The sequence below is a fragment of the Escherichia sp. E3659 genome (assembly GCF_005781135.1).
Lineage (GTDB): Bacteria > Pseudomonadota > Gammaproteobacteria > Enterobacterales > Enterobacteriaceae > Escherichia.
The window spans coordinates 157,531-172,130 of record NZ_VATQ01000002.1 but is presented as its reverse complement, the minus strand read 5'-3'; the positions used below and the strand labels follow the sequence as shown (position 1 = coordinate 172,130).

The following is a 14,600-nucleotide window of genomic DNA, read 5'->3' as shown; positions in this document are numbered from 1 at the left end:
GCTACTTGGTCAACAGCAGCTTGCCAGCCTGAGTTTTACGGAGCAGATATTCTTGCCCGTCATGATCGATAATCAGTTTGCCATCCGGACCTAACAGTGTCTGGCTGGTAATTCGCCGAATGGGCTGCGGGGAAGCGGTCTTGTGATTGGCATCCGTTTCAGGCGTGAGTTTTCTGCTATCCGTATAACGCATAGAAATTAATAATAATTGATATAACAATGATTCTTATTATCAATATTATGGCGAGCCAGAGCAAGCAGTAATGTGTTGAGAAGACAACAAGTTGCGCAGAAATGCCCATTCCGTCAGGAATGGGCACGCATTCAGAAGCGGGAATCTACCGCAGAGGCGAGTTTTTCGACCAGGCGTTCAGTATCTTCCCAACCTAAACAAGGATCGGTAATCGACTGACCGTAGGTGAGCGGCTGACTGCTGGCGATTTTTTGTGTACCTTCGCGCAGGAAACTTTCCGCCATAATTCCAGCAATCGCCGTAGAGCCATTGCGGATTTGCTGACAAATATCCTCACAAACTTCTAACTGGCGACGGTGCTGCTTCTGGCAGTTACCGTGGCTGAAATCCACCACCAGATGTTCAGGTAAATCAAACTCGTGCAGCGTATCGCAGGCTGCGGCGATATCATCGGCATGGTAGTTCGGTTTTTTGCCGCCACGCATAATAATGTGGCCATACGGGTTGCCGCTGGTCTGATAGATGGTCATCTGACCGTTTTTGTCTGGCGAGAGGAACATATGGCTGGCACGGGCTGCGCGGATAGCATCCACGGCAATCCGCGTGTTGCCATCGGTACCGTTTTTAAAACCTACCGGACAAGAGAGTGCCGAAGCCATTTCGCGGTGGATCTGACTTTCGGTAGTCCGTGCGCCAATCGCGCCCCAACTGATTAAATCAGCAATAAACTGACCGGTCACCATATCGAGAAACTCGGTTGCGGTGGGAACGCCCAGTTCATTTACCTGCAACAGCAACTTACGTGCCATTTCAAGGCCGTGATTAACGCGATAGCTGCCGTTTAAATCCGGATCGGAGATGAGTCCTTTCCAGCCGACAACGGTACGCGGTTTTTCAAAATAGGTGCGCATTACAATTTCCAGTCGTGACTGGTACTGGTTGCGCAACGTCTGAAGACGGGTGGCGTACTCCATTGCAGCGGTGAGATCGTGGATCGAGCAGGGGCCAATAATGACCAACAGTCGCTTATCTTCACCATTCAGTATTTTTTCAATTCTGCGGCGGGAGTCGGTGACATGGGTGGCGACGCCAGGCGTTACGGGATACCGTAGCGCGAGTTCGGCGGGCGTTACCAGGCTCTCGATACGCGCAGTACGGAGTTCGTCAGTTCTGTTCATTACAAGTCTCAGAAATTTGTTGCTTCAACGGCAGGACTACCGGGAAGTGATGCGCATCACGATAAACCAATCGCAGCTGATTTCAAGTGCGAGGTGTGTCACACCTCGCCGGGTGGTTAGCATGATAACAAAAATACAAGCTAATGCACTAGTTCTCTAGTACATTCGACGGCTAAGGCCCATGATATCGAGGATCTTGGTGGCAATCTCTTCTACCGAATAATTGGTACTGTTAATCCACGGGATCTGATTTTTACGGTACAACGCTTCCACTTCCGCAACCTCCATCCGGCACTGGCGAAGCGAGGCATAGCGACTGTTCTCCCGACGCTCTTCGCGAATCGCCGCCAGACGCTCCGGGTCGATAGTCAGTCCGAACAATTTATGCTGAAGCGGCTTGAGCGACGCGGGTAGCACCAGATTATCCATGTCATCGGCAATAAAGGGGTAGTTTGCCGCGCGGATACCAAACTGCATCGCCAGATACAGGCTGGTGGGGGTTTTACCACAACGAGAGACACCGAGCAGGATCACCTGAGCCTGATCCAGATTGCGCAACGAAATGCCGTCGTCATGGGCGAGGGTGTAATCAATTGCCGCAATACGCGCATCATATTTATTGAGATTATTAGGGTTCAGGCCGTGGGTACGGTGAGCAATCGGCGTCGGGTCCAGTTTCATCTCTTGCTGGAGAGGGGCAACCAGCGCCTGCACAATATCCTGGCAAAAACCTTCGCTTTGCAAAATGATGGCGCGGATTTCCGGTAGCACAATGGAGTAAAAAACCAGCGGGCGCACACCTGTCTGGTGATAAATTGCGTCAATCTGATCCTTCACCGCCCGTGCACGGCTTTCATTTTCGACAAACGGCAGCGTAATGCTGCTGATAGTAACGGGAAATTGTGACATCACTGCGTGTCCTAATACCTCCGCAGTTATAGCCGTACCATCAGAAATATAAAAAACGTGGCGATCAACAGCATTATCCATTTTGTTCTTCCCGTGATGCAGACATAATTCTATGAAAGCATAAATTAAAAACGTACAGAAGCGTAGAAGGTTATGCATGGTTTATAAAATGAACCTTCAATTTTATATTTTATGAAAACAGTATTTCATTTTTACGCTTTCGTTTATACCGATGGTTTATGTGGAAATTACTGAAGATAGCGGATTTGCGCAACGCTGGGATCAGTCTTAAAAAGTAAAAAAATATATTTGCTTGAACGATTCACCGTTTTTTTCATCCGGTTAAATATGCAAAGATAAATGCGCAGAAATGTGTTTCTCAAACCGTTCATTTATCACAAAAGGATTGTTCGATGTCCAACAATGGCTCGTCACCGCTGGTGCTTTGGTATAACCAACTCGGCATGAATGATGTAGACAGGGTTGGGGGCAAAAATGCCTCCCTGGGTGAAATGATTACTAACCTTTCCGGAATGGGCGTTTCCGTTCCGAATGGTTTCGCCACAACCGCCGACGCGTTTAACCAGTTTCTGGACCAAAGCGGCGTAAACCAGCGCATCTATGAACTGCTGGATAAAACGGATATTGACGATGTTACCCAGCTTGCGAAAGCGGGCGCGCAAATCCGCCAGTGGATTATCGACACTCCCTTCCAGCCTGAGCTGGAAAACGCCATCCGCGAAGCCTATGCACAGCTTTCCGCCGATGACGAAAATGCCTCTTTTGCGGTGCGTTCCTCCGCCACCGCAGAAGATATGCCGGACGCTTCCTTTGCCGGTCAGCAGGAAACCTTCCTCAACGTTCAGGGTTTTGACGCCGTTCTCGTGGCAGTGAAACATGTCTTTGCTTCTCTGTTTAACGATCGCGCCATTTCTTATCGTGTGCACCAGGGTTATGATCACCGTGGCGTGGCACTCTCCGCCGGTGTTCAGCGGATGGTGCGCTCCGACCTCGCATCTTCTGGCGTGATGTTCTCCATTGATACCGAATCCGGCTTCGACCAGGTGGTGTTTATCACTTCCGCATGGGGCCTGGGTGAAATGGTGGTACAGGGAGCTGTCAACCCGGATGAGTTTTACGTGCATAAACCAACACTGGCGGCGAATCGCCCGGCTATCGTGCGCCGCACCATGGGGTCGAAAAAAATCCGCATGGTCTACGCGCCGACCCAGGAGCACGGTAAGCAGGTTAAAATCGAAGACGTACCGCAGGAACAGCGTGACATCTTCTCGCTGACCAACGAAGAAGTGCAGGAACTGGCAAAACAGGCCGTACAAATTGAGAAACACTACGGTCGCCCGATGGATATTGAGTGGGCGAAAGATGGCCACACCGGTAAATTGTTTATCGTGCAGGCGCGTCCAGAAACTGTGCGCTCACGCGGCCAGGTGATGGAGCGTTATACGCTGCATTCACAGGGTAAGATTATCGCCGAAGGCCGCGCTATCGGTCATCGCATCGGCGCGGGTCCGGTGAAAGTCATCCATGACATCAGCGAAATGAACCGCATCGAACCTGGCGACGTGCTGGTTACTGACATGACCGACCCGGACTGGGAACCGATCATGAAGAAAGCATCTGCCATCGTCACCAACCGTGGCGGTCGTACCTGTCACGCGGCGATCATCGCTCGTGAACTGGGCATTCCGGCGGTAGTGGGCTGTGGAGATGCAACAGAACGGATGAAAGACGGTGAGAACGTCACTGTTTCTTGTGCCGAAGGCGATACCGGTTACGTCTATGCGGAGTTGCTGGAATTTAGCGTGAAAAGCTCCAGCGTAGAAACGATGCCGGATCTGCCGTTGAAAGTGATGATGAACGTCGGTAACCCGGACCGTGCTTTCGACTTCGCCTGCCTACCGAACGAAGGCGTGGGCCTTGCGCGTCTGGAATTTATCATCAACCGTATGATTGGCGTCCACCCACGCGCACTGCTTGAGTTTGACGATCAGGAACCGCAGTTGCAAAACGAAATCCGCGAGATGATGAAAGGTTTTGATTCTCCGCGTGAATTTTACGTTGGTCGTCTGACTGAAGGGATCGCGACGCTGGGTGCCGCGTTTTATCCGAAACGCGTGATTGTCCGTCTTTCTGATTTTAAATCCAACGAATACGCCAATCTGGTGGGTGGTGAGCGTTACGAGCCGCATGAAGAGAACCCGATGCTGGGCTTCCGTGGCGCGGGCCGCTACGTTTCTGACAGCTTCCGCGACTGCTTCGCACTGGAGTGTGAAGCGGTGAAACGTGTGCGCAACGACATGGGGCTGACTAACGTAGAGATCATGATCCCGTTCGTGCGTACCGTGGATCAGGCGAAAGCAGTGGTTGAAGAACTGGCGCGTCAGGGGCTGAAACGTGGCGAGAACGGGTTGAAAATCATCATGATGTGCGAAATTCCGTCCAACGCCTTGCTGGCTGAACAGTTCCTCGAATATTTCGACGGTTTCTCTATCGGCTCAAACGACATGACACAGCTGGCGCTCGGTCTGGACCGCGACTCCGGTGTGGTGTCTGAACTGTTCGATGAGCGCAACGACGCCGTGAAAGCACTGCTGTCGATGGCGATCCGTGCTGCGAAGAAACAGGGCAAATATGTCGGCATTTGCGGTCAGGGACCGTCCGACCACGAAGACTTTGCTGCATGGCTGATGGAAGAGGGGATCGATAGCCTGTCTCTGAACCCGGACACCGTGGTGCAAACCTGGTTAAGCCTGGCTGAACTGAAGAAATAAAATAAATACCCGGCGGCGTTTTGTCGCCGGGTCCATTTCTATATCCCCACCTTTTAACAACCTACTTCAGGCAAACGCGCTCGTGCAATATAAAAAGCTTCCGGGCATCATCGGAATAATTGGCTGGTGTTCTTTCTGATTTTAATTCGTTTGAGATCCTCTCCACAGAATAATTCTCGATACCATTTTTTCTCAAAGTCGAATGTGACCACTCGTCAATTTCCTTAAGCATATGCGTAATTTTTTCGTCCAGAGTTCGTTGGATTGCACGAAGTCACTGGCGAGTCCCGTTTTTATACTGTCTTCAACCACAGCATAAAAAGGGATATGGCTATGAAAAATTACCGCACCGTTATTCAGACATAAGCGCAGATTATGTAATTCAGAGAATTTATTCGAACTAAAGCCGATTTTCTGATTTGTCTGGCTGTACAGAAAACAGGATAAATTCCCTCCACGAGCGGAGGGAAACAGCTACAGGGATTGCATATGAGTTGCTATTTGAAAGTCCTGATTTGTGCGATTGTCGCACTCGCTATATGGTTTTCCCCCGTCCCCGACGGGTTAACACCCTTAACCTGGCACATTCTGGCAATATTCATCACCACTGTGGTGGCGTTTATTCTGCAACCGTTGCCGGTAGGCGCTATCGCGTTAATAGCCATCAGTTTTATTATGCTTACCGGCATGATGAAAACCAGCGAAGCCTTAAAAGGTTTCAGCAGCACCACGGTATGGCTTATTGTCGCCGCATTCCTGTACGCGAAAGGATTCATCAAAACGGGGTTAGGACGACGTATCGCCTATTTACTGATTCGCGGATTTGGCGGCAGCTCGTTGCGTCTGGGTTATACCTTAGCGCTAAGCGATATGATTATCGCGCCCGCAACGCCATCAAACACAGCGCGAGCAGGGGGGATTTTGTTCCCGATTGTTCGCAGTGTCTCTAACAGCTTTGGATCTGAACCGGATCAAGGGCCGCGTAAAATCGGCTCTTATCTGATGCAGACGGTGTTCCATTCCAACTGTCTCTCATCCTCGATGTTTATGACGGCCAGCGCGCCAAATGCGCTAATTGTATCTCTGGCGGCCAGTACCTTATTTGTTGATATCTCATGGGGGATGTGGACGCTAAGTGCACTGGTACCGGGCATTATCGCTTTTATCACTATGCCGTTGGTCATTTACAAACTTTACCCGCCAGAGATCAAAAAGACGCCAGAAGCCAAAGCGTTGGCACAGGAAGAACTTATCAAAATGGGGCCGGTAACCCGTGATGAGCGCGTGACGATTGGCATTTTCCTGCTTTCATTATTGGCCTGGAGTACATCGAAATGGACTGGCCTGGATGCGACGGCTGTCGCGCTTTCCGGCGTCTGTTTAATGTTGATGACCCGGATTATCACCTGGCAGGATGTGCAGTCAGAGAAGGGGGCCTGGGACATTCTGGTCTGGCTGGGAGTCATGATCTGTATGGCAGATAAGCTCAATCAGCTTGGCCTGTTCAAATGGTTTGCCGTCACAACCTCGGCGCTGTTCACCGGCATTCCCTGGGAAATAACACTGACGGTTTTGCTGATAGTTTACTGCTATTCCCACTATTTCTTTGCCGGAAGTACGCCGCATGTAGTGGCGATGTATGCCGCTTTTGGCAGCGTCTCGGTTGCTGCAGGCGCACCGCCGATGATGGCAGCTCTGTCACTGGCGTTCGTCACTAACCTGATGAGCGGCATTTCGCATTATGGCAACGGACCCGCAGTGATCTATTACGGCGCAGGCTATGTCTCGCAACGAGAATGGTGGCGGCTGGGCTTTATCGTCATGTTGTTGAACATTGTCATCTGGTTCGGACTGGGGGCGGTGTGGTGGAAAATTCTTGGCCTGTGGTAAGTGGTCTGCGGCAAACATCAATCAAGGAATAGTGTATGAACTTAAAAGATATTCAGGTGGCGATCGTCGGCAAATTAAGCGACCGCTTAATGGCTAAAGTTGAATCTACCTTCACCGCATATCGCCTGTGGGAACTGACCGACGCAGACGCTTTTTACACGCAGATCGCGCCGGATATTCAGGCGCTGGTGACCAGTGGTAATCCGGTAATGGGAGCTTCTCGGGCGCTCATTGAAAAATTTCCGAATCTGAAGATTATTGCCAGCAACGGTGTGGGCTATGACCCTATTGATATCGTGGCAGCCAGGGAGCATGGCGTTATCGTCACCAACACCCCTGGCGTGCTTAATGATTGTGTTGCAGACATTGGCATGGCGTTGTTACTCAATGTTGCCCGACGTATTAACATTGCCGATCGTTATGTTCGTGACGGCCGTTGGCCAAACGAAGGGCGTTTCCCGATGGCGACGAAAGTGAGTGGTAAGCGTTGCGGAATTGTTGGTCTGGGGAACATTGGTAACGCTGTAGCCCGCCGTGCAGCAGCATTTGAAATGGAAATTCACTATTTCGACCCAAAACCGCATAACAAACCTGGATGGACGGCGCATGATTCGCTGGTTTCTCTGGCGCAAGCGGTGGATTTCCTCGTTCTGACGCTGCCAGGCGGGGCAAGTACACGCGGCGTTATTGACAAAACTGTGCTGCAGGCTCTGGGGGGGACCGGGCATTTGATCAGTATTTCCCGGGGTTCAGTGGTGAACGAAACTGATCTGATTGATGCTCTGCAAAATAACATAATTGCTGGTGCGGCACTGGACGTTTATGCCAACGAACCACATGTGCCAGAACAATTAATGTCGCTGGATAACGTTGTCCTTACGCCACATATCGCCAGTGGTACGAGCGAAACGTTTAATGCGATGGCGGATTTGGTTTTTGATAACTTACAGGCTTTCTTTAGCGGACAGCCAGTTATTACCCCTGTTACTCAATAAGGCGGAAAATATGATTTATGGTGATATCACTTATCTTAGTGAACAACAAAAACGAACATTTCATCCTGTCATCGCTCGTGTCATTGAGTATCTTTCACAACATGATCTGAATAGTGTTCCTGTAGGGAAGAAGGTTTTTATTCAGGATGACTCAATTTTTTATACCGTGGTTGAACCGATGACTAAACCACTACATGAATGCCGACCAGAAGTTCATCGTAAATATCTTGATGTCCATTTCTTAATTACCGGAGAAGAGCGGATTTGTGTGGATTTTGATGATGGAGAAAACTCGGTTGTAGAAAGCCACCTGGGCGACCGTGACGTTATTTTTTATGCTGATGAACGTATTAATGATCGGATAATCACGTTGACACCAGGACAGTTTGTGGTGGTCTTCCCGGAAGAGGTACATCGGGCATGTTATAAAGTCGATAACGTGGAGAAAATCAAAAAAACAGTCGTGAAAATCGACATGAGTCTATTATAGGTGGAGCTGGTTATGACAAAAATTGCCCTGGTGACAGGGGGAAGTAAAGGTATCGGCTACGCGGCAGCAAGGGCGCTCTATGACATTGGATATACTGTTATTGTTGCCGCGCGTAACGAAGAAACCTTACAGCAATGTGCACAAGAATTAGCCAAGGAACGCTTTATTCCTCTGGTTGCTGATGTAACGGATGAGTCCGCTGTCGTTGCACTATTTGCCGAGATTAAGGCTCGTTTTGGTCGACTGGATCTCTTGTTCAATAATGCGGGCAATAATAGTCCGGCAAAAAGTATTGAAGAGGTTGAGTTTACTGAGTGGATACGCGTATTTAACGCCAATATTCACTCGACATTTTTGTGTTCGAAAGAGGCGATTAAAATTATGAAAGCGCAGCAGCCAATGGGAGGACGTATTATTAACAATGCGTCGATTTCCGCACTGACGCCGCGCCTCTATACTGCGCCATACACGGCGTCGAAACATGCTGTTACCGGGTTGACCAAGGCCATTTCCCTGGATTGTCGCAAATTTAATATCGCTTGCGGGCAAATTAATATCGGCAATGCGGAAACGACATTATCGAATCGGATGCGTAAGGGCGTTTATCAGGCAGATGGCGCTATTAAAGCGGAAGATATGATGAATGTTGCTGATGTTGCAGCAGCCATTCAGATGATGGCCCAATTGCCAGTAACCACGAATGTGCTGGAAATAACGATTATGGCAAACAATATGCCATATGTCGGACGTGGTTAATCGGGATTGAATAAAGCACCTTGCGTATAAGGTGCTTTATTATTTATGACTTATGCCTCAACGCATGATTGTTCCAGCCGTTGAACAATATCTTTCCTTAACAAAAACTTTTGTATTTTACCTGATGCAGTCCGCGGTAATTTTTCGATCACCACGATATGTTCAGGGTATTTATATTTCGCGACCCGCTTACGGCTAAAAAAAGCCACTACATCTTCCAGCGATAATGAATGATGCGGTGCTTTCAGCACTACATAGGCACATGAACGTTCACCTAAGCGTTCATCGGGCATTGCAACCACACAAGCATCGTGAATTTTAGGATGCTGCAATAGAATATCTTCCACTTCACGGCTGCTAATATTTTCGCCGCCGCGGACAATAATATCTTTCTTGCGTCCGGTTATTTTTATATAGCCAGCTTCATCCATGCGGCAGAGATCGCCACTGTAATACCAGCCCTCTTCATCCAGCGCGCGAGCGGTTAATTCAGGTTCATCAAAATAACCCATAAACACATTAGGGCCGCGTGAAGCCTCTTCACCTTCGCAACCTGGCGGTAAGGTCTTGCGTGCATCATCGACCACTTTAATTTCCACGCCTGTGGCAGCGTAACCATCGGTATGCATAAAGCGCGACAAAGGATCGTCGAGATTCACCACTGCATGTGGCGAGCTTTCTGTGGAACCATAAACGCTTAATAATTTAATGCCGCGCTGCTGGCATTCACGCGCCACTTTTTTGGGGATCGTGGTGCCGCCGCAAAGAAAGAAACGCAGCGCAGAAAGGTCGGCAGACTGTTTCTCAAGTAGATTCAAAAGGTCATAAACAAACGGCGTTGCTCCGAGCATACAGGTGCAACGTTGTTGCTCAAGCAGCGAGAGACAGGCTTCCGGGGTAAAAATATCTAACAACACGCTGCGGGCGCCAATCAAAAACGGCGCTGTTACGCCATGCAGAAACCCCGTCGCGTGACCGAGTGGTGCAGGCATCATAAAGACATCCAGCCAGGTCAGGTTAAGCCGTGCACAATAAGCCCGTTCGCTGGCAAGAATATTATTATGCGTTAGCATCACGCCCTTTGGCATGCCCTCAGTTCCGGAGGTAAATAGCACCGCCGCTAATTCATCGCCGTGGACCGATGTTGCGGCGGCCAGCGGGGGATTGTCGGCAATAATCTGACTTAACGAGAGAGACGAGGTGGCGGGGGCCAGCTTATCCACGCCGACGATCTGTTGTAGTTGTGGAAGCTGATTTTGCAGTGGCAGGATTAAATCTACCGGACGCGTTTGTTTAAACAATGTCGGTGCAAAAAACATTTTTGCCTGACACTTATTGAGCACCCACACCAGTTCTGCTTCCCGCCAGGAAGGTAACAGCGGCACGGAAACCGCACCGGTTTTCAGGCAGGCAAGATAGATAACGGTAAATTCACACCAGCCTGGCAGTTGAAATGCGATGCGATCGCCTGATTCAATACCCTTCGCTAACATCCAGTTTGCCAGACAGTTCGAGGCGTGATCGAGCGCGCTATAGGTGTACGTTGCACCATGATTATCGACCACGGCAATTTTGTCTGGCATCGCACGAGCGGTTTGCTGCCAGTAATCGGCCAGCGAAGCATCGCCCCATAACCCTTGCTGACGATACGCCGCACGACGTTGTTCGTTGAACGTTAATGTCACTTTCATTTTGGACTCTCGAAACAGAACATCAGGCCCGAGATGCGGGCCTGTGGGAGGCATGATTAGCCATAGCGAAATTCAATACCGAAGGTGCCTGCGGGATATTGCCACTGTTCGAGAATAGTGTTGCCGCACAGCACCCGACAGGTGCCGCACTCCAGACAACCGGCGGAATCGAAATGAATGTTTCCTGCGTCATCCTGCTTATACAGTCCGGCAGGGCAGGCTTTCATTAATTTTTGAAATTCATTGATGTCGGGATTTGCCGCCAGAATGATATGCGGGTGGCCCTCATCAACATGGAATTTATTGACGCCTAATTTGATGTCGACGTTAACCGTAGCGTTCTGGCTCATAGCGCGGTTGCTCCCTTAATGCCATCTTTCAGCAAGTTGATCAGCCCAATTTTCTTCGCATGTCCCATGATCATTTTGCGTACCGGCTGGTTTGGTTTGCCGTCAATGGTGAACATATCGTTCATGATGTCGGCTACCATTCGTGGGTATTGGCTAAACAGGCGCGGGTTTTCCATCAGCGCCGGGATCTTGCGAAAATGCTGCATATCACGCATGACACAGCTTTGTTCCAGCTCGTGCTTGTATTGCGCCAGACTGCTGGTGGAGAAATCCGCGCGTTCTTTGGCGGCAATCGCCGTTGTGGCAGCCGCCAGGGCCGATGCGATGGCTAAATCCATTCCGCGAACCGTAAAGCCCAGATTGAGGCAGAAGCCTGCGGCGTCTCCGACGATCATCACACCATCGTTAACCAGCTGCGGTACCATTGCCAGACCGCCTTCCGGCACCATATGCGCGGAATATTCAAGCAGTTTGCCACCGCTAATCAGTGGGCGAATGGCGGGGTGCTGTTTAAAATCCTCCAGCATTTGCGGCACGCTTTTTTGCGCATGGGCGATATCACCCAATCCACAAACCAGACCCAACGATACGGAATCCTTGTTGGTATAGAGAAATCCCCCGCCCATCAGGCCGTCAGAAGGGGAACCGGCAAACAGCCAGGCGGCACCTTCATCGCCAGTGACGTTAAAGCGATCGTTGATTTGCTCCGGCGTGAGGCCAATGACTTCTTTAACGCCAACAGCGTAATGATGCGGATCGGAGGCGGGAACCATTCCCAGCGAACGGCCAAGCATTGAATTAACGCCATCAGCCAGAATCACCACATTGGCTTCGAGAATATCATCCCCGGCCTGGACGCCAGTGACCTTGTTACCTTCACGAACCAGCGCATCAACGCGAACGCCCGGGATAAACTGCGCGCCCGCCTGTTCGGCTTGTTCCATCAACCACGGGTCGAGACGATTGCGCAATACGCTATAAGAAGCGTGTTGCGGAACATCTGGCTGCTCGCGGTGAAAATCGAGGGTAACGGCGCTCTCTTCGGTTAAGAAGGAGATTTTCTCGCGTGTGACTTTGCGTTCTACCGGCGCTGATGCAGCAAAGCCGGGAATGATCGCTTCAAGCGTGTGGGCATAAAGACGCCCGCCGGTCATATTTTTACATCCGGCACTGTCGCCGCGTTCTATCACCAGGACATCCAGTCCGGCTCGCGCCATGACCAATGCGGCAACGCTACCGGCAACGCCCGCACCGACCACAATGGCATCAAATTTGTCATCCGACATGCGTTATGCTCCCTTCCCGCTGCGTTTACAGCGGGAGATGTGGTTGAAAGGGAATTAGCGGCTCAACTGGCTAATCAGGGCAGGGACGACTTTGTAGATATCGCCCACCAGACCGTAGTCGGCATAGTTGAAGATTGGCGCGTTTTTATCTTTATTGATGGCGACAATCACTTTTGCGCCATTGCCGCCAACCATATGTTGGATCTGCCCGGAGATCCCCAGCGTCAGGTAGAGATCGGATTTCAGCAACACGCCGGAGACACCGATATAACGTTCACGCTCCATCCAGTTCTCGCCTTCGGCAATCGGGCGTGAACAACCGACTTCAGCATTGAGTGCCGCTGCCAGTTCGTGGACCATTTTCAGGTCATCCTGCGCCGCCAGACCACGACCAACGCCAACCACACGTTTTGCTTTGCTCAGGTCCACGCTGCTTGCCGCTTTCGCACGGCGTTCGCGACTAAGAATTTCATGACGCGGAGAAACGTAAGGCACAGTTTCAATCGGACACTGATGCGAGGCGTCACTGGTGCACGGTTCCTGAACACCGGGTGCAAGGGTAATGATCGCCAGCGGGCTATTGATCTTTTCCTGGGCGAACGCCAGTCCGCCATACATACGGTGCTCGGCGTAAACGTGACTATCGACCACATCAACCGCAGTGGCATCGTTCACCAGCGCCGCATTCAGTTGCACACTTAACCGTGCAGCCAGCGCTTTACCGCGTTTCGTCGCGGCCAGCAGCAACATAGAGGTGTGTTTATCTTTCAGCAGGGCAGCAATGCTTTCAGAGTAATTTTCAGTGCGTTGCAGTGCATCGTTTTGCTCAAGAACATAAATACATTTTGGACCATAAGGCATAACAGCCTGTGCCTGGTCGGTATTTTGTACAATGGCATACACCTGTTGGCCCCATTGCTGCGCGCCGCCAAACAGTTCGGCATAACGTTCAGGATTATCGCTAAAGACCCAGACGTTGTTTAATTGACTCATCGTTTCTTCTCCGTTGGCTTTAGTTCAGGGCTTTCTTCAGATGTTCCGCCAGCTCGGCAATGGCTTCCGGCGAATCGTTATCGAGAATGATGTGTTTGCGTTCTGTTTGCGGCGGTACGCGAACGCCGATCAGTTCAGCAAGCGGCGTGGCCTGGCTCCAGCCGATATCACTCGCCTGCCACTGATGTACCGTTTTTTTGCCCGCACCGAGAATGGCTTTCATCGATGGAATGCGTGGCACGTTAATATCGGACGTGACGCACAGAACGGCTGGAACAGCGAGTTCGATCACTTCAACTTCATCTTCAAGAGTGCGTTCAACTACCAGCGTATTCCCCTGACGCTGAATGGCACTCACCGTGTTGATCACCGGAAGTTGCAACATTTCTCCCACCAGCAGGCCAACCTGTTGGGCATAGAGATCGCCAGAACCTTCACCGAAGATCAGTAAATCGAAGCCGATCTTTTCTGCCGCCGCGGCCAGGGCCTTAGCCGTATCAAGGGGGAGTGCATACTCAAGCTGGGCATCCTGCACCATATACAGACAGTGCGGTCCGCGGGATAACACGTCTTTACGCACTTTTGAGTTCTGCAACAATGAACCGCCAACGGTCAGCGCGGCTATCTCATCATCCGTTGCAAGCTGGCTTGCAGCTTCAATGGCATTGAGATCGAACTGGCTAATTTTGGCGTCGGCATTGTCGAAATTGAGGGTGTACTCGGGAGTGACAACAATGTCCTGTTCTTCAGGCACCAGCTTAAAGCAGGTTATTATTTTCATGATTTCTCCTGTGGGTCGCATACGGAACCATCTCCGATGGAAGGTAAAAATGGCCTGAAAATAGTGTGCGATAGCAGGACGGGGTTTTCGACGGAGCAATCTGTTTTCCTTGCAAACAATCTTGCAAAAAAAATGAGATCGTTAAAACAAAAGCGCAATAAGCGGCAATATTATGCCGTCGTGGACGTACTATCTTGCATTCAGTGTAAATAATCTTGTTTAGCTCTCGCTAAACGCGGTTGTATAACCGCAATACACGCCGTATTTTATCCGGCATATATTGTTTTTGCTTGCTC

General features: G+C 50.4%; 13 protein-coding genes. 5 read left to right on the top strand and 8 right to left on the bottom strand.

Annotated elements, in window-relative coordinates:
- Nucleotide 1: 1 nt before the first annotated feature.
- The 3 genes from hemP to ppsR form a co-directional block, all read right to left on the bottom strand.
- Nucleotides 2–193 (bottom strand): hemin uptake protein HemP, encoded by a 192-nt coding sequence (hemP, locus tag FEK47_RS01515; RefSeq protein ID WP_001270810.1) that lies wholly within the window; start codon nucleotides 191–193, stop codon nucleotides 2–4.
- A gap of 131 nt (nucleotides 194–324) precedes the next feature.
- Nucleotides 325–1,371: a 3-deoxy-7-phosphoheptulonate synthase AroH gene (aroH, locus tag FEK47_RS01510; protein WP_135487711.1), complete on the bottom strand. Its 1,047-nt coding sequence runs from the start codon at nucleotides 1,369–1,371 to the stop codon at nucleotides 325–327.
- Nucleotides 1,372–1,527: 156 nt separating this feature from the next.
- A complete protein-coding gene (ppsR, locus tag FEK47_RS01505; RefSeq protein ID WP_000368046.1) occupies nucleotides 1,528–2,361 on the bottom strand; it encodes a posphoenolpyruvate synthetase regulatory kinase/phosphorylase PpsR in 834 nt (277 codons plus the stop codon).
- A gap of 332 nt (nucleotides 2,362–2,693) precedes the next feature.
- Here ppsR and ppsA point away from each other — a divergent pair, with 332 nt between their 5' ends.
- From ppsA to FEK47_RS01480, 5 genes are all read left to right on the top strand, one after another.
- Complete coding sequence (gene ppsA / locus FEK47_RS01500) at nucleotides 2,694–5,072, top strand: phosphoenolpyruvate synthase (protein WP_130208268.1); 2,379 nt, start codon at nucleotides 2,694–2,696, stop codon at nucleotides 5,070–5,072.
- Between the two features lie 489 nt (nucleotides 5,073–5,561).
- Nucleotides 5,562–6,962 carry an anion permease gene (locus FEK47_RS01495; protein ID WP_135487712.1) on the top strand — a complete coding sequence of 467 codons (1,401 nt, stop codon included), beginning with the start codon at nucleotides 5,562–5,564 and terminating at the stop codon, nucleotides 6,960–6,962.
- Between the two features lie 35 nt (nucleotides 6,963–6,997).
- Nucleotides 6,998–7,957, top strand: coding sequence for a 2-hydroxyacid dehydrogenase (locus FEK47_RS01490; RefSeq protein ID WP_021556864.1), 960 nt, complete (start codon nucleotides 6,998–7,000; stop codon nucleotides 7,955–7,957).
- Nucleotides 7,958–7,967: 10 nt separating this feature from the next.
- Entirely contained in the window at nucleotides 7,968–8,447 is a 480-nt protein-coding gene (locus tag FEK47_RS01485) for a YhcH/YjgK/YiaL family protein (protein ID WP_135487713.1), read from the top strand.
- Nucleotides 8,448–8,459: 12 nt separating this feature from the next.
- Nucleotides 8,460–9,203: an SDR family oxidoreductase gene (locus FEK47_RS01480; protein ID WP_000160968.1), complete on the top strand. Its 744-nt coding sequence runs from the start codon at nucleotides 8,460–8,462 to the stop codon at nucleotides 9,201–9,203.
- Between the two features lie 50 nt (nucleotides 9,204–9,253).
- Here FEK47_RS01480 and fadK read toward each other — a convergent pair whose 3' ends face one another.
- From fadK to FEK47_RS01455, 5 genes are read right to left on the bottom strand one after another with little or no spacing between them, the layout of a single operon-like run.
- Nucleotides 9,254–10,894, bottom strand: a complete 1,641-nt coding sequence (fadK, locus tag FEK47_RS01475; RefSeq protein WP_135487714.1) for a medium-chain fatty-acid--CoA ligase — start codon at nucleotides 10,892–10,894, stop codon at nucleotides 9,254–9,256.
- A gap of 56 nt (nucleotides 10,895–10,950) precedes the next feature.
- Nucleotides 10,951–11,244, bottom strand: coding sequence for a ferredoxin family protein (locus FEK47_RS01470; protein WP_135487715.1), 294 nt, complete (start codon nucleotides 11,242–11,244; stop codon nucleotides 10,951–10,953).
- Nucleotides 11,241–12,530 (bottom strand): FAD-dependent oxidoreductase, encoded by a 1,290-nt coding sequence (locus tag FEK47_RS01465; protein ID WP_135487716.1) that lies wholly within the window; start codon nucleotides 12,528–12,530, stop codon nucleotides 11,241–11,243. The genes FEK47_RS01470 and FEK47_RS01465 overlap by 4 nt, the downstream gene beginning before the upstream one ends.
- Before the next feature lie 54 nt (nucleotides 12,531–12,584).
- Nucleotides 12,585–13,523 carry an electron transfer flavoprotein subunit alpha gene (locus FEK47_RS01460; RefSeq protein ID WP_135487717.1) on the bottom strand — a complete coding sequence of 313 codons (939 nt, stop codon included), beginning with the start codon at nucleotides 13,521–13,523 and terminating at the stop codon, nucleotides 12,585–12,587.
- Nucleotides 13,524–13,542: 19 nt separating this feature from the next.
- Nucleotides 13,543–14,304 (bottom strand): electron transfer flavoprotein, encoded by a 762-nt coding sequence (locus tag FEK47_RS01455; RefSeq protein WP_135487718.1) that lies wholly within the window; start codon nucleotides 14,302–14,304, stop codon nucleotides 13,543–13,545.
- Nucleotides 14,305–14,600 lie beyond the last annotated feature (296 nt).